Below are 16,825 nucleotides of genomic sequence, written 5' to 3' on the forward strand. Positions count from 1 at the left end.
GCTTAGCTGGAAAACGCTCCGATATGCCAGAGTATACCTGAGGGATCATGTATAAAACACTCCTTTCCCCAATCATATGTTCGTATGGGTGTCAGTTTCACACCGGGGTATTTATCGGGCAGGTTCAGTGTCTGCAGTTCGGTCCAGAAACGTTCTACGTCTTCCACTTCAAGGAAGATCATTGAATTATCTATCCAATCCTGCACATACGCCCGCTGAAGGTAAAATGCCAGTTCTCCTGTTTCGAAAACAGACATGTCCGGAGATAATACCCCCTCCTCGAAACCGAGATCCCTGTAAAAACTACGGGACAGCTCAAAGTCTTTAGCGCCGATAAATGGCCGGATTGATACAGCTTTATGTTCCATGATTTTTACGTTTATTGATTGCCACGAACCTGGCCTGTTAAAGATAACAAAGCCCGGGCAAATAGCCCGGGCTTCATTACACAAACCAAATATTAACTGTATTAGTTCAACTTCCTGTAACCTGCAGTTCCCATCGGGGAGCCAGCCAGCGGCAGGTAGTAATTCGCGGCATTTACCTGTGCGGATAACCAGGTCGGGAATTTCTTATTCACCAGTGTACCGGTACCTTCCTGTACCTGTGCATTCTGCTCAGTGTAGATGTAATACTTGTCATAGATAGGCGCTACTGCGTTATGCGGTCTGATAAACGCATTTCCGTTGACTATCTGAACACCTGTCTGACCAGTGCTACCATTGATACGCAGGCTATTTCCCATAGTATAGGCAATGGTATTGTTGGTAAACTGCACGATCGCATTCGCATAACCTCTCATGCTCACACCATCTCCCGAGCCATTTCTGAACAGGTTGTTGTGAATGATATGGGTAACTCCGCTTCCACCGGAACCATAGAACTGGCAAAGTTCACCCCAACCGTCATGTACATAGTTGTCGTGTGTGTTGGTATTGATGGTACGTCCGCCGATCAGGATACCGCCATTATGCGCGGAATTCTTCTCCATTGCCCAGTTGGTCACTTCATTGTTGTAAACCTCCAGGTGATCAATAGCGGCAGTCTGTATACCATCTTTTCCAATGTTCATTACCTTATTGTTATAGATCTTCACGTTCTTCCACATGATGGGCTGTACATACTGATGACTTGTGGCCATTCCTGCTGTAGCGCCATAGTAAGGTGCATTAGCAGTCAGATCCCAGTAAGTAGCAGTATGACCGATATACATCGCTTCGTTTGCGGTACCTTTGATCACCAGATCATGTATCAGCAGATTGTTCATTGTGGTGTTCGGATATTGCGTGGTCGCATCTCCTGTTACAGGATCTGTTTTCGCTACGATACCATTACCACCATTCTCGATAGTCAGATTGGAAACTTCGATGTTGTCACTCTTGTTACCGATCTGCAGATCATAATAAGCTTCTTTTGCTCCCTGTGTTGAACCACTGATAACGATCTGGGACTGTCCTGACTGACCTCCGAAACGTATGTAATGGGAGTTCCAGAATACACATCCCACGCTGTACGCACCACCATTCCAGGCTGGATCACCGATTTTAACTGCATTACCTGCCAGGTTGCGAATGGTAATAGGTGCAGAAGCGCTTCCACTCACATTCACCACCTGTACAGCCTTAAAATTACCTTTCAGGTTGATAATGTCACCTGGTTTGTAAGTGCCTGCGGTATTGTCTATAAGCAGACGACCATTGGCATCAGGAACCAGTGTAAACTCCCTTCCGGTAACTGTTGCGGTAACAGCCAGATTGTTGTTTGCGTCCAGTTTTTCCGTTAAAATGTCCTCTTTCTGACAGCTTGCAGCGAGAATGAGCATAGCCGCGCCAATCATTGATTGGCCAATGATGTTGAGATTCTTCATGTTGTAAATTAGGATACAGTTAAATTTTAGGTGCGGTGACTCAAACCGCCCAATAAATGTTGTGATTAAAAAATAATGTCGTGATTACTCGAAATAAAAAAGCTGACTAATGTTGTGATTAATTAGACCAAATAGGTGTTTAAAAATTCGATTTGTTACAGTGTGTTTTTCTGTTTTTCAATCAAGATAGGTTTTAAAAAATGATCAGTTGCGATGTGCTCTTCTGTTTTTCAATAAGTTTTTCCGATATGTCTCTTACTCTTCTGTTGGGCTTTTGGTGTGCATCGTTACGTTTACCGATGCTGAACATTCATGACAAAGTAAATAACAAATTGTTCTTCTTCAATTGCGATGCAAAGTTAGAAATAATTCTGCAAATTCAAAACAAAAAAAAATTCGCAATGAAACAAAAATTATTCAACAACTACACGAAAGTGTATACAGTAACTGTATCACATCGATGAATCTGAAGACTGTTTACTATCTTGTGTCGCCGCTTATACGGTTATTATTATTAATTGAAACCCTTACTGACCATGAACAAAATTGTCTGCCTGACACTCATCTGTAGTATGATAACAGGTGTTTTATATTCTCAGACACCAAAAGAAGAAAAGGAATTGCTGAAAGCTGTAGATCAGTTCACGAATGCCAATAAACAAAACTGGGATGATCTGGAGAAGTTAATGAACAGTTTGCCTGACAGTGAAATTGTACAGCGGACTGATAAATTTCGCAACGCAGCTTTTGTCAAATCGTTTAATTCTTTTAGTCAGAAAAACGGCGACAAATATGCAGCTGTACGCTCAGCAAAATTTGCACAGTATGCTCCGCCACCACCTGCACTGCTCGCCCTTGAATGGGATACAACAAGCCTCCGCACGCCCAATGGTGTGACCAGCAATATCGATCTGTTCTCAGTGATCCTGCTCCGGACATTTGATCCGGGTCTGACCGCACAGATCGCCAACTCGATGTTTGTACTAACCATATTCTCCGACACCACATTGCAGCCCTTGGCCCTGCGTTATTACCGCGTAAAAGGGATGTTCGGTACGCAACTGTATACCAGGCATCTTTCGGGCGATTTCTGGCAAGTCTGGGCCGCAGACCGCATACTGGCGATTTCGTTCCGATATGACGTAAGACAGGGGATTATTTCCGCCGCCAGTCGGACAAAGCTGGATGACCCCGCCTATGCAAAGATCAGTTGGCCTCATTCCATAGCGAAGCCAGCCAATGAAACTGTCCGCCTGATGGATGATCTGGTACAATCAATATGGGACAGTTATCCGGAAATTGGATATGAAAATGAGGACAGGTACCTTCGGTACCGGCAATTGCAGACCATAAAACTGGCAGCATTTCATAATAGCAACCGCGGGCGTTACAGGAAAGCCATAGAACAGGAGTTGCGCTCGCTGGCACAGCCGCCTGCTACGCTTACCGGCTTTAAAGAGCTCACTACAGCAGAGGACGATATCACTCCCTACAGGGATAGCACCTACAATGCGGCCACTTTTCTCTATCCCCGTCAGTGGGCTTCAGCAATACAGATGGCAGCTCTATCCTATTTCCAGCTGAACCCGAAAGAATATGCGAGGCGTGTACAACATACTGCTATATTCGGCCTGAACAGCTATGCCCGCCAACTCAATAATGACGAATGGGAAGTGTGGAATGTAGGGGCCTTGGATGCCTGCAGTTATATATGGGACCTCAGGACCGGACATGCCAGCAAAGCTCGCTACTGGGTACAGGAAGATACCAGGTTTTGATATAACTTAGAGTCCCGCTGTAAGAACTATTTATAGTCACTATGGCAGAGCTGGCTTGTTCTCTGATGTGTCGGCTCAAGTCCAACTATGCGTCGGGTATGAGGCATGTTTAAGTCCAGATCAAAGGCATATCAAAGGCATATCAAAGGCATGTCAAAGGCATAGTAACGGAGGCCAATTTTGAACCACGTGTCAGAACTGGTTTGTTAGTGTCGGATCATACAATACTAACAGGAACAAATCCCATTAATCTTCCATATGAACTGGTACAAACTATGGTTCTCCTATGGGTATCTTACGTTCATCTGACGTCTTTGAACGTAGCATGAACTTAAGATACCCATAGGAGAACCATAGCTTGTACCTGATTACATCCTGTTCACATACTCTTCAAAGCAATTCTCTTTCCGGTGCAATTATATCCTATGCCTTTTCATAATCAAGCAGGATTACCCCTGATTTTGAGGTAACGGCCCGGTTGAGTTTCAGATTCGTCCTGTCCTTCAGATCTGAAAAGAGCGGCTTCCCTCCTCCCAGGATCACAGGATGCACCGCCAGCAGGTAATTATCAATGAGGCCCAGGTTAACAAACGTAGTGATCAGTTTTGCCCCACCATAAAGCCAGATGTCCTTTCCCGAATGTGCTTTTATTTCATTCACCTTTTCAGCAATATCAGATGTGATATATGCAGCATCCTTACTACCCGTCGGCCGTGTTGAAAAAACATACTTGCTTTTACTATGCACGTTCTCCCAGAGTTTTTTTTCTGGTAAAGAAGCATCGGCAGCAGGCTGATACTGCCCCCATAGATCATAACTCACTCTCCCGTAAAAGATCGTATCTATCCGTGCCAGGAACTCGTCAAAATGCGATGTGATGCTCTCTCCGGCAGCAGGTCCATCGTCCATGATGCACCAATCAATTTCGCCGTTAGGTCCTTCAATAAAACCGTCGAGTGTTACGGCAAGATTTAAGATTACTTTTCTCATATCGTATGGTTTACGTTTTACTTTTCCGCGCTAAGTTCCTGCATTTTATTTATCCTGAAACCATTCTTTTTGACGAGGGCTGCCAATGCGTTGAATTCCAACTCAGGTGTGTAAATAAAAAAGATAAAGGCCGCACAATGGCGGCCCTTATCATTTACCACAGCACATATCAATTTCACTTAAAGCACAATGAGCTTCTGTGTTGAATTGAGAGAAGAATTTGAGATCTTCACCAGGTATACGCCCGGTTTCAATGCTTTGGGTTCCACTGTGTAATTATTTCCTGTAGTCACTTTCTGCAGTATCAGCTCACCTGTCAGGTTATATACAGTGATAATACTTCTTTCCATTTTAGCGTTTGTAAAACGGATCTGAGCACCATTGCTGGCTGGAGCCGGGTTAGGATATACCTGGAATTCCGGATGAGCGTACACAACTTTGTATTCCTCAGGTCTTGCCTGACCCTCGAATGGCTGATTACAATATAAAGACCAATCAATACCTGATTTAGCCTCAGCAACAGCTTCGCTGGTTCTTGCAGAAGAAAGCAGAGCAGCATTGTACCATTTGGTATTCACACTGGCAGCACCAGTAACACCGGTAACCAGCTGCAGACGGTAGTCATACTTCGCCTTTCTTGTAGCTTCCCCCTGATAGATATAATCAGTGTTTGTAATGATAGCGATCACTATATTGTTAGCTGGAGCAGAAGCAAGGTTCAGTGTAACATTACCGCTGGATACATACTGGCTGTATACAGGCGTACCATTGGTAGTCCAGTAAGCCAGCTGACAGGTCATATTAGCGCCTATAGGTTGGAAGTTAACGGTAACGGTATTACCGGTCACTGTTAAAGGAATCTGATTAGCGCCTGACCAACCTGGGAGTGTAGTTGTATCAGGTCTCAGCACGCCGCTGGTATTAGTTGTTTTCACATAAGGCGTTGCGATCCACGGAGCTGGATTTAACCAGGAAGGCTGCCACTCGGCGCCGATAGAACTACCAAAATTCGCATCGAGCAATGCTACAACAGCTCTCTTCCATTTACCAAAATCAACCATGGCCTGTTTAGCCCTGTACTCAGTGATCAGTCTGCGCATCTGTGCAGCACCTATTCCACTCGCCATGCCTTCCAGTACTCTTCCGGATGCATATCTCCAGATCCAGGGAACAGCGTTGTTGCCGAGCACATTACCCACGAAAGTAGGGAACGATGAACTATACTGGTGTCCACCGAGGAACCTGCGCCATGTACAGAGCTGCTGACCGCCATTGAACATGTTCACACCTTCTGCTGATGGTCCGCCGAAGCTACCATCCTGCAGCCAGCCTGAATAACATTCAATAGGCATAAACGGCGCAATGAAATCAGTACCATTCAGGAAGCCCATAGAGCTGTAGTTATTGGATCTGCGGGCATCAGCTGTTTGCTGGAACCACACGTTACCACCTTCATGGAACCATGCAGATTGTTTTACACCTGGCAGGTCGGCCAATGTAGCATGAATACCTTCATGCACCATAGCGCTTCTCTGGTATTCGCCATCGCTGCCTTTGAATGCAGGATCAAAAGCAGACACCGGGTAATAGGATGCCAGGATAATAGGCCAGCTCTTTCCATTATAGCCTATAGCACTCTGCCATCCACCCAGCTCTGTGCTATCTGCATTGTCAGTACAAAGACCGGAACCATACAGGTATACAGCGCTCTTATAACCGCTTCTCGCTCTCAGGTCAGCAGGCCAGCCCATTGTATCGCGGAAGTATTTGAACTCGCTGTTTAAGCGGGCCAGCATCGGTGTGATAGCGGCAGAAGTGATGACAGATTTTTTCTTTGGCCCCCAACGGAACGTCCACCAGCCGGAAGACTGGGTGCCCACTACCTGCGGACAATCATTCAGCACCTGTGCAGGCTCAGCCAGATTAGGATATTCAGTCCTGAAGTCATAACTGATGGTAGGTGAGTATGCAGGCCAGGCATAAGGACTGCCATCACCACCGCCCGGAGGCGGTTCTGTTGTTACCGGAGTGCCGTACACACGCCATTCCAGGATGCCCGTCGACTGCGAAGTATTACGCATGGAGAGACGCAGTCTGGTTGTATTCACTGATGTAAAAGATGCCGTGTTGAAAGCATTTTTTACTAAAGGAACATTTGCCAGTTGTGTCCATGCTGAACCATTCCAGTATTCAAGATAAGCGGTAGTAGGCGTCAGCACACCACCAGCGTCATCAAACCAGTACACTTGCACCGAGGTAACAGCATAAGTCTGTGCCCAGTCATACTGCACCCATTGGATGGAATTCGGATTATCCCAGTTGCCATAGGCGCCATGGGTTTTGTCATTTGAATTGGCCGGCGTGTAATTGTCATTTAACGCCGTAATAGTTTCCCAGGGGGAAACATAAGAAGTTGAGGAGCTTGCCTGTGGCGCAATATTCGTTTGTGCGTGCGCGACAATGCTGCCAAACAACAACAGGAGCGATGTCCATGTAGATTTTAGCATCGTGTGTTTCTTTTAAATGGTGATAAAAAAAAGGATAGCCTGGATAGTTGTTCACTTCACCATCGACGGGTTTTTCAGGTCACAGCAATTCCTATAGCGGGCTTTTCAGGTCACTGCTTCATAGGTTCTCGTATTGATCTTCGGAATGAAAATAAACTATGGCTGAATAGAGCGCCATAGCTGGGTCGTATCATTTTTCCTATACCGTAAATGGTTCTTTTGAGTTTTAATAATATGGTTTTTGATGCTCAGTACACTATACTTCTGCACGCTGTAAAAATAGTATAGTATTCAATACTGGAATCTCCGTATTTTAACTTCTTTGTATAGTATTTTATCCATATGGTGTCACACAGACACTATATAATAATACATCAATATTGTACAGTTACTATCAACAGTAACAGGCATATGTTTTCGTAGGTATTCTATTCCGGCTAACCTGAAAATAATATTTCAGCGGGATAAGCCCCTTTTGCATTTTTCTCTTCTCATAATTTGACGCATTAAACAAAGTAGTTTGACGTTTTAAACAAAGTCGCTTCCAGTAGTTGTCTTTAGCTTTGTCTCATAAAATTCAAAAAAATGAACGACAACTATAATGGCGCATTACAACAGCCTCTCCACTCAGGATTCAACGCTACATCTACCACACAGGATGTGATAAAGGGAATTGACCTTCATGATAAAACAGTGATCGTTACCGGCGGCTATGCAGGTATCGGACTGGAAACAGTAAAGACACTGGTAACTGCGGGTGCCAAAGTGATCGTACCGGCCCGCGATGTGCAGAAAGCTGCCAACAACCTGAAAGGTGTAAACAATGTAACAGTGGAAGCCATGGATCTGATGAACCCCGCATCTATTGATGCCTTTGCAGATAAATTCCTCTCTGTCCATGCGCAACTAGACATCCTTATCAACAATGCAGGCATTATGTGGGTACCGCTGCAACGCGATCAACGTGGATATGAATCGCAGCTGGCCACCAATCATCTGGGGCACTTTCAGCTAACGGCAAGGTTGTGGCCAGCATTAAAGCATGCCAACGGCGCCCGTGTGGTGAATGTATCTTCCTTCGGCCATCAGATGGCGCCTTTCAACTTTGACGATCCCAATTTCATCAACCGGGAATACGAAACCTTACAGGGTTACGGACAATCCAAAACTGCCAATAATCTCTTCTCTGTAGAACTGGACCACCGTGGTAAAGCCTTCGGCGTAAGAGCCTTTTCCCTGCATCCAGGCTCAGTACTGGGCACTGACCTGGGACGTGTTGCACCAATGGCCTTATTCCAGCAAATGGGCACGCATGACGAGAACGGGGATATCTATCCTGAAGTAGCCGCCAGACTGAAAACCGTTGCCCAGGGCGCAGCGACTTCTGTATGGTGCGCTACCAGCCCACAACTGAACGGTATCGGTGGCGTATATTGTGAGGATGCTGATATAGCACAACTGGATGAAGGAAACATCGTACACAATTATGACGATCCTTCCTCACTAAGAGGTGTGAAACCATATGCAGTGGATGCCACTAACGCACGAAAATTGTGGGCGATAAGCGAAGAGATGACAGGCGTTTCATTTCCTGCGAACTAACTGAATCATTCCCGGCATACAGTCCACCACAGACAGGCTGCGTGCCGGGAATTACATAATGGGATCATTCGCTGCGTTAGACCCATTCAGGGGGCTAATTGTTTGTAGCCCGGGATTTTCAACCCCCGGTTGTGGCGTAACGCCCATTAGGACGTACGCGGTTATAGCGTAACACCGGTTAGGGCGTACCCGGTTGCAGACATAACCCGATTAGAGTATAATCTGATTGGGTCGTAACGCCGGATTGGGGTGCACCCCGGTTTAACGGAATAGACACCCGAAACGGAATGCCCACACACAACGCCCCGGCATGTTTTATTTTCGTAGATTTATCAGCAATGGAATTTGAAACAAAATATATTACCCCTGATATCAAACTATCGGAATTTATCGGCAAATCCTTCAGAGTAGAGGTCATGTTCGAACATCACATGCTGGTCTGGTTCATCTCCGGTGAAACTAAGATCATCCAGGCGGATGCCACATACACTTTCAACGCCGGCGATACCTTCCTGATCCCACGCAATCAGCTCGCTACTGTCATCAATTACCCCAAGGATGGTCTGCCACACAAAGCGGTAGCCATGCATCTTACCAAAGAACGCTTAACCGATTTCTATTCCCGACATAAGGCTGTTAATGCCGGAAGAGTACAGCCACTGCAGAAGGTCTATCGCTTTACAAAACATCCACTGCTGGAAAGCTGCCTGGCATCGCTTATCCCCTATTTCGACCTGGGCGACAAACTGCCTCCGGATATCGCCACTATCAAAATTGAGGAAGCGATCAGCATCTTAAGATCCATTGATAAAGATGTAGATGGGTTACTCGCCAACTTCGAAGAGCCTGGTAAGATCAACCTGGCAGATTTCATGGAACGGCATTTTATGTTCAACATGACGCTGGACAGGTTTGGTTATCTCACCGGCCGCAGCCTGGCAACATTCAGAAGAGATTTCAAAAAAGCGTACAACACCACTCCGCAGAAATGGCTGACAGAAAAACGGCTCGAGCTGGCACATTACCAGATCGCTGAACAACGACGAAAACCTATTGACGTATATGTAGAAGTAGGCTTCGAAAACCTTTCACATTTTTCGTATGCCTTTAAAAGCCACTTTGGATATCCGCCGAATGCACTGCTGGAAAAAAAGTAATGGGGCTTTCTCCTGTACGATCATCTTTCATCAAAGATGTTGAGGTAGTGTACTTCCACGTAATCATATTTCTTGAACAGCTCAAACTGTGATCTGTCGCAATAGGCATAGATAAAGTTATCATCATCCGGTCTTAGCAGGCAATACTTCTCCTCCTTGTCCCTTAACAGTTTATTGAACATCATTCCCAGCTCATAGAAATTCCATTTATCCAGGTGTTCCACTGTCTGGAAGGGACCAGCAGTAAAGACAACTCTCATCCTGTTGGAAACAGGGTCGGCCGGTGATTTGATATTTAATTGAATAGTATTTCCCGGGTTGATGTTTAATACCTTCTCCAGCTCTTCACGTAGCCATTTCGGCGCTTCCTTATCTGCATACACCGGCAGGTAATGCCTGCCATCGTACAGGTCCGACTGGTATCGCAGGTTCAGTTCCTCCAGTGTCAGGCGCACAGGGATCTGTGGTATGTCTTTCGCTTTATCAGGGAAGAGGGGCAGATAATTATCAGCATCTCCCAGCACTGAATAACCGGGTATGCTATTCAACACTTCCTGGCGACTGGCGAACGCAAGGTATAAACAGGACTTATTAAATGATTCGTTTGCGCCAGCAGTACTTAGAAGCGGTACGATACCATATCCATTGAAACGGTGTATCAGTCGGGTATTGACCATTTTGACGAAATCAACGATAAAGCCGTCTAACCTGTCTATATAGTCATCATACAGCATACGCTCCGTATGTCGTGTTAGTCCGTCTGAAAGCTCTATTTCAAGCAGAGCCTCATCATTAGTTTTCAGCACGATCCTGCAGCTAGGGTCATTAATGGCAGCCAGTACACTGTTGAGATGTTTGATCAGTTCGGGCACAAACCATTCATGGTGGTCGGGGAACTCTTTCTTCACGGCATCGCCGTGGAAGAAACGGATAGTTTGTTTTTCAGGCATAAGAGATTATACAACGAACACAAAATAAAAAATTAGGATAATTATTTCCTGTTTTTTTTATCTGTTGCAACGCTATAAAATATCGGAGTTCTCTTTACCTATTCGCTCCTCTTCCTTGCCTGTTAAGACTCCTCCTGATGCTTGTTCACCGACTGTTCATGCCTCTCCGGCGAAAAACAATAGGTATTTCCTCTCAGGCCAGCTAGTTTCGGGCCTTGAGTCATTAACCTCTCCCTGATACAGGGGATTATTGTTGAATCGTCATGCAGACTTCATTCAATTGCATATGCGTATTAGTAAACGAACGACTGTAACACTACTGACAGGCATTTCGCTTGTACAAATCATCGCCTGCGGCGGTAAGAAAAACAATACTGCAAAAAACGAGGTAAAGACTTACCCGGTCATGCAAATGGCTTATCAGCAGGCAGAGATAGACAACGATTATCCTGCTACTATTCAGGGTATTCAGAACATTGAAATACGCCCCAAGATTGACGGTTACGTGGAAGATATTTATGTAGATGAAGGGGCCGCTGTAAAGAAGGGACAATTGCTCTTCCGCATCAATGCGCCGCAATATCAGCAGGCAGTAAAAACAGCGGAAGCAAACATTGAAATAGCGCGTGCAGATGTGAATGCCGCACAGATGGAACTGAACAAGGTAAAGCCGCTGGTAGACAAAGACATCGTCAGCAAATATGCTGAGGAAGCAGCCGAGTACACACTGCAATCCAAGCAGGCAGCGCTTACACAGGCCAGGGCCGCATTAAGCAATGCGCAAACAAACTTCAGCTACACCTCTATATATAGTCCTGCCGACGGCGTGATCGGCATACTACCTTATAAGATAGGTAGTCTTATCAGCAGTACAACACCGAACCCTTTAACAACCGTATCCAATATCAGCAAGATCTATGCTTACTTCTCCATCAACGAGAAACAGGGGCTGGATTTCTTTGCTACATCAAAGGGGAAAACCATGCAGGAAAAGCTGGCAACGCTTCCTCCTGTAACATTAGTTCTTGCCAACGGAACATTGCTTCCCGACAAAGGAAAGGTAGAGACAGCGAGTGGTCTGATTAATACTCAGACCGGTGCATTGAATATGAGAGCTACCTTTCCCAATCCGGGAGGTCTGGTCCGCAGTGGCAGCAGCGCCCTTGTACGTATTCCGGAAAAAATAGACACTGCGTTGTTAGTCCCCCAGAAAGCCACCTACCAGATACAGGGAAAATTATTCGTGTATGTGCTGGGAGAAGGTAATAAGGTCAGGTCTGTAGAGGTGACCTCCTCCGCATCTGCCGGACAGGCATTTATTATCACAAATGGGATCAGGCCGGGCGACAAAATTGTGGCGGATGGCATATCAAGCTTAAGGGAAGGCCTGGTCATAAAACCCAAACCCATCAGCGCAGCTGATGCACTAACTGCCTTGTGACAATAATACTGCCTATTAAAATGATGATATGTTAAAGCGATTTATAGAACGGCCGGTATTATCCACGGTAATATCCATCATTATCGTGACGCTTGGCGTACTCGGACTGGTATCATTACCGATATCACAATATCCTGATATAGCGCCTCCGACGGTGCAGGTGCAAGCTACTTACAGCGGTGCAAATGCCGATGTGGTAATGAAGAGCGTGATCGTTCCTTTGGAGCAACAGATCAATGGCGTGGAGAATATGGACTATATCACCTCCACCGCTGGTAATGATGGCAGCGCCAATATCACTGTCAGTTTCAAGATAGGCAGTGATCCCAATATGGCGGCCGTGAATGTACAGAATGCTGTATCCCGTGCTACACCTTTGTTGCCACAGGAGGTAACCCGCGCAGGTGTGACAGTACAGAAAAAACAGACAAGCACCCTGCTCATCTTTGCATTGTACAGCGATAATCCCGCCTTTGACCAGACCTTCATCCAGAACTATGCGTCCATTAACGTACTGCCAGTTATCAAGCGTATACAGGGTGTAGGCGATGCCTCATCTTCCAGTACCATGGATTATTCCATGCGTATCTGGCTGAACACAGATGCCATGGCATCTTATGGGCTGGTACCTGCAGATGTCACAGCTGCGCTGGCGGATCAGAATATCCAGGCAGCACCTGGACAGTTTGGTGAGCAGGGAAAGCAAGCTTTCCAATATGTGATCGCCTATCCCGGTACCTTGACAGATCCCTCACAGTTCGGCGATATTGTGATACGTTCCAACCTGCGGGGCCGCATTCTTCGCTTAAAAGATATTGCACGCGTAGAACTGGGCGCATTAAGTTACTTCAACCCGGGCCGTGTGAACGGACATCCCGGGGTTTCTGTCAACGTCGCACAGGTAGCAGGCTCCAACGCCCACCAGGTGATCCAGCAAACACTGGAAGCCCTGCAACAGGCTTCAACAAGTTTTCCGACTGGTCTTAAGTATGCGGTGCTACAGAATGCTGACGACTTCCTGACGGCCTCCATCGACAAAGTATTACATACACTGGCTGAAGCGTTTATACTGGTATTTATCGTCGTATTTATCTTCCTGCAGGACTTCCGTTCCACGCTGATACCAGCTATTTCAGTGCCGGTAGCTATTATCGGTACTTTCTTCTTCCTGAAGTTATTTGGGTTTACCATTAACCTGCTGACGCTCTTTGCCATTATACTGGCGATAGGTATTGTCGTAGATGATGCTATTGTGGTAGTGGAAGCGGTGCATGCCAAACTGGATGGAGGGTATGAGTCTGCGGAGAAGGCCAGCGTGGATGCACTCAGCGAAATATCGGGGGCGATCATCTCCATTACCCTGGTGATGTCTGCCGTATTTATTCCAGTTAGTTTCATCGGCGGTTCTTCAGGCGTATTCTACAAACAGTTCGGCCTCACGCTGGCAACTGCTATTGTACTTTCGGCTATCAATGCACTTACTTTAAGCCCGGCGCTGTGTGCATTGTTCCTCACACCTCATCATGAAGAGCATAAGAAAAAAAGCCTTTTCCAACGCTTCCACACCGCATTCAATACCTCCTTCGCACAGATGACCGCCCGGTACAGTAAGGCGGTCGCTTTCCTGGCAAAGAAGGTATGGATACCGCTCTCGATACTTGCTATCTTTTGTACCATATTATATTTTCTTTCGAAAAGCACGCCCACGGGCTTTGTGCCTGATGAAGACCTTGGCGCTGTCAACTGTAATATAGCCCTTCCTCCGGATGCATCTCTTGACAGGACGGACGCCGTTGCACGAAAGGTAGAAAAGATTGCCGGCACCATCCCGGAGGTGAATAGTATACTGGTAGTAACGGGTCGCGGACAACTATCCGGCAACGGTAACAACTATGCTTTAGTGGTCATGCGGCTTATCCCTTGGTCACAACGGAAACGGAATGTACAGGCGATCATTAAAGAGTTGTTTGCAAAGACGGCAGATATTACGGAGGCCGAGATCAAGTTCTTCGCCCCTCCTACCATCCAGGGTTTCGGCGCTACCAATGGATTTGCATTCCAGTTACAGGACAAAACAGGCGGTAGCATCGCCAGCTTTTACAAAGTGGGTAAGGATTTTCTGTCAGCCCTGAATGATCGTCCGGAGATACAGTTTGCCACCACCTCATTCAATCCCAATTTCCCGCAATACACGATGACCATCAATGTGCCGAAAGTGAAAGAGGCGGGACTGAATGTGACGGATATTACAGGCGCTATGCAGGGATATTACGGCGGAATATATGCCTCCAGTTTTAACGAGTTTGGCCAGCAATACCGCGTAATGGTACAGGCGTCACCGGAATTCCGTACAACGCCGGAAAGTCTGAATGCAGTGTTTGTACGTACGCAGGATGGTCAGATGGTGCCTATCACTGAATTCGTGACGCTGACGCAGACCTACGGGCCTCAGACTATTACCCGTTTTAATCTGTTCAATTCCATCAGCGTGAACGGTACGCCCAACCCATCCTATAGTTCAGGACAGGCTATCGGCGCCATACAGGCAGTGGCGGCAGAGACACTACCACAGGGCTATAGCTTCGAATATTCCGGTATCACAAGAGAGGAACTGATGGGGGGTAGTCAGACGGTATTTATATTCCTCCTCTGTCTTGTTTTCGTGTTCCTCTTACTGAGCGCTCAGTACGAAAGTTACCTGTTGCCTTTTGCCATATTGCTGACCATCCCTGTCGGGATAGCAGGGACCTTCCTGTTCATCAATCTCTTTGGCATCAGTAACAACATCTACGTACAGATCACGCTCATCATGCTGATAGGGTTATTGGCCAAAAATGCGATTCTGATAGTGGAATATGCCCTTGAAAGGAGAAAGGCGGGCATGGATATCGTTGAAGCAGCTGTTAAAGGCGCAGAAGCCAGATTACGGCCTATTTTAATGACGTCTTTTGCCTTCATCCTGGGACTTGTGCCCCTGATGCTTGCCACAGGTGCAGGCGCAAACGGTAACCGCTCTATTGGCACCGGGGCTGTTGGGGGTATGCTGATCGGTACCACCTTCGGGATCTTTATCACACCTGTTCTGTTTATCCTGTTCCAGACCTTACAGGAAAAATTCAGGCGAAAAAAGCAAGTTATATGAAACGGCATTTCACACGGGATATTATCATCACTGGCATAGCTATGCTGGTCATGACATCCTGTTCCGTCAGCAGGAAGTATGAGTCACAAAATACGGCCGTAAAAGGGCTTTACAGAGATATTGACGAAACGGATACCAGCAATATTGCCAGTCTGCACTGGAAAGAGATCTTTACAGATACACTGCTGCAACAGCTGATCACTACAGGCATTCAGCAGAACCTGGACCTGCAGGCAGCCTATTCCCGCATCCGCCAGGCCGAAGCAACATATGACCAAAGCAGCATGCAATTCATCCCTTCCCTGGGCGTTAATCCAACAGCTACCTATGCAGGTTCCTCTGATCCACAGGCCCTCGGGAAAATTGTCACGCCTGCCCTGTATCAGACAATGCTCACAAGCAGCTGGGAGGCAGACATCTGGGGAAAACTAAGAAGCGCTAAAAGAGCCAGCCTAGCCAATATGCTGCAGGCCGGGGCAAATGCCAGAGCCGTGCAGACATCACTGGTGGCAGGCATCGCGGCCAGTTACTATACCTTGCTGGCCCTTGACCAGCAGCTGATCATCACACAGGAAAGTGTGAAGAACTGGCAGACGACGGTCGATATTATGAAGGAGCTTAAAACTGCCAATACCGTTACAGGGGCCGCTGTTGTGCAGAGCGAGGCGAGTAAATATGCCGTATCTGTTACCATTCCTGACCTGAAACGATCTATACGGGAAACAGAGAATCAACTGAACCTGTTACTGGGGAATGTTCCCGGGCCAGTCAAACGGGCAACGCTGGACAGCCAGCATCCCATTACGTTATTACAGACAGGTGTACCCGCGCAATTACTTGCCAACAGACCAGATGTACAGGCAGCAGAGTATAACCTGAGGTACTATTTTGAACTGACGAATGTAGCACGGAGTTATTTCTATCCATCCCTGACACTCAGTGCGTCTGCCGGGTATGGAGGGTTAAGTTCTTTCTGGGGAGCGGGTTCCTGGCTCAGTAACCTGACGGCTGGATTAACACAGCCCATTTTCAGCCAGGGCCTTAATAAAGCAAGGCTGCGAGCTGCCAGAGAACAACAGCAGCAGGCAGCCCTGAACTTTAAAAACACGGTATTAACAGCCGGAGAAGACGTGTCCAATGCCATGTACTCCTACCAGATGGCAGGGCAAAAGGCAGCAGACAGAAACCTGCAACTGGAAAACCTGAGGAAGTCAGTAGAATATACCCAGGAACTGGTACGCTACGGCTTCGCTAATTACACGGAGGTACTAACAGCGCAGCAAAACTTACTGGTGGCACGACTCAACAAAGTGAACGACCACCAGCAACAACTGCTGGCCATTGTATCCTTATACCGTGCATTGGGAGGCGGCTGGAGGTAAGCCGCCCCG

General features: G+C 46.8%; 11 protein-coding genes. 6 read left to right on the plus strand and 5 right to left on the minus strand.

Going from position 1 to position 16,825, the window contains the following annotated elements; all coding sequences use genetic code 11:
- Positions 1 to 2 precede the first annotated feature (2 nt).
- Entirely contained in the window at positions 3 to 368 is a 366-nt protein-coding gene (locus BLR32_RS08440) for a VOC family protein (RefSeq protein ID WP_089830580.1), read from the minus strand.
- 101 nt (positions 369 to 469) lie between these two features.
- Positions 470 to 1,867, minus strand: a complete 1,398-nt coding sequence (locus BLR32_RS08445) for a right-handed parallel beta-helix repeat-containing protein (protein WP_245705385.1) — start codon at positions 1,865 to 1,867, stop codon at positions 470 to 472.
- Between the two features lie 536 nt (positions 1,868 to 2,403).
- On the opposite strand from BLR32_RS08445, the gene BLR32_RS08450 reads away from it, so the two are divergent.
- Positions 2,404 to 3,645, plus strand: coding sequence for a hypothetical protein (locus tag BLR32_RS08450; RefSeq protein ID WP_143011396.1), 1,242 nt, complete (start codon positions 2,404 to 2,406; stop codon positions 3,643 to 3,645).
- 423 nt (positions 3,646 to 4,068) lie between these two features.
- Here the strand turns inward: BLR32_RS08450 and BLR32_RS08455 are convergent, their stop codons facing one another.
- Both BLR32_RS08455 and BLR32_RS08460 read right to left on the minus strand, forming a co-directional pair.
- Positions 4,069 to 4,635, minus strand: coding sequence for a dihydrofolate reductase family protein (locus tag BLR32_RS08455; protein WP_089830584.1), 567 nt, complete (start codon positions 4,633 to 4,635; stop codon positions 4,069 to 4,071).
- A gap of 179 nt (positions 4,636 to 4,814) precedes the next feature.
- Entirely contained in the window at positions 4,815 to 7,142 is a 2,328-nt protein-coding gene (locus BLR32_RS08460; protein WP_089830586.1) for a T9SS type A sorting domain-containing protein, read from the minus strand.
- 585 nt (positions 7,143 to 7,727) lie between these two features.
- On the opposite strand from BLR32_RS08460, the gene BLR32_RS08465 reads away from it, so the two are divergent.
- Both BLR32_RS08465 and BLR32_RS08470 read left to right on the plus strand, forming a co-directional pair.
- Positions 7,728 to 8,744 carry an SDR family NAD(P)-dependent oxidoreductase gene (locus tag BLR32_RS08465; RefSeq protein WP_089830587.1) on the plus strand — a complete coding sequence of 339 codons (1,017 nt, stop codon included), beginning with the start codon at positions 7,728 to 7,730 and terminating at the stop codon, positions 8,742 to 8,744.
- Positions 8,745 to 9,082: 338 nt separating this feature from the next.
- The gene (locus BLR32_RS08470) at positions 9,083 to 9,901 is read left to right on the plus strand and encodes a helix-turn-helix domain-containing protein (protein WP_089830590.1); all 819 of its coding nucleotides are present in this window, start codon (positions 9,083 to 9,085) and stop codon (positions 9,899 to 9,901) included.
- 20 nt (positions 9,902 to 9,921) lie between these two features.
- On the opposite strand, the gene BLR32_RS08475 is transcribed toward BLR32_RS08470, so the two are convergent.
- On the minus strand, positions 9,922 to 10,851 hold the full coding sequence (locus BLR32_RS08475; protein WP_089830592.1) for a hypothetical protein: 930 nt from the start codon (positions 10,849 to 10,851) through the stop codon (positions 9,922 to 9,924).
- 286 nt (positions 10,852 to 11,137) lie between these two features.
- Here BLR32_RS08475 and BLR32_RS08480 point away from each other — a divergent pair, with 286 nt between their 5' ends.
- Genes BLR32_RS08480 through BLR32_RS08490 form a run of 3 tightly spaced genes read left to right on the plus strand, consistent with a single transcriptional unit; the run spans position 11,138 to position 16,816 of the window.
- Positions 11,138 to 12,292, plus strand: coding sequence for an efflux RND transporter periplasmic adaptor subunit (locus BLR32_RS08480; protein WP_089830594.1), 1,155 nt, complete (start codon positions 11,138 to 11,140; stop codon positions 12,290 to 12,292).
- 28 nt (positions 12,293 to 12,320) lie between these two features.
- Complete coding sequence (locus BLR32_RS08485; RefSeq protein ID WP_089830596.1) at positions 12,321 to 15,434, plus strand: efflux RND transporter permease subunit; 3,114 nt, start codon at positions 12,321 to 12,323, stop codon at positions 15,432 to 15,434.
- Positions 15,431 to 16,816 (plus strand): TolC family protein, encoded by a 1,386-nt coding sequence (locus BLR32_RS08490; RefSeq protein ID WP_089830598.1) that lies wholly within the window; start codon positions 15,431 to 15,433, stop codon positions 16,814 to 16,816. The genes BLR32_RS08485 and BLR32_RS08490 overlap by 4 nt, the downstream gene beginning before the upstream one ends.
- Positions 16,817 to 16,825 lie beyond the last annotated feature (9 nt).

The sequence above is a fragment of the Chitinophaga filiformis genome, from assembly GCF_900102545.1.
Taxonomy (GTDB): domain Bacteria; phylum Bacteroidota; class Bacteroidia; order Chitinophagales; family Chitinophagaceae; genus Chitinophaga; species Chitinophaga filiformis.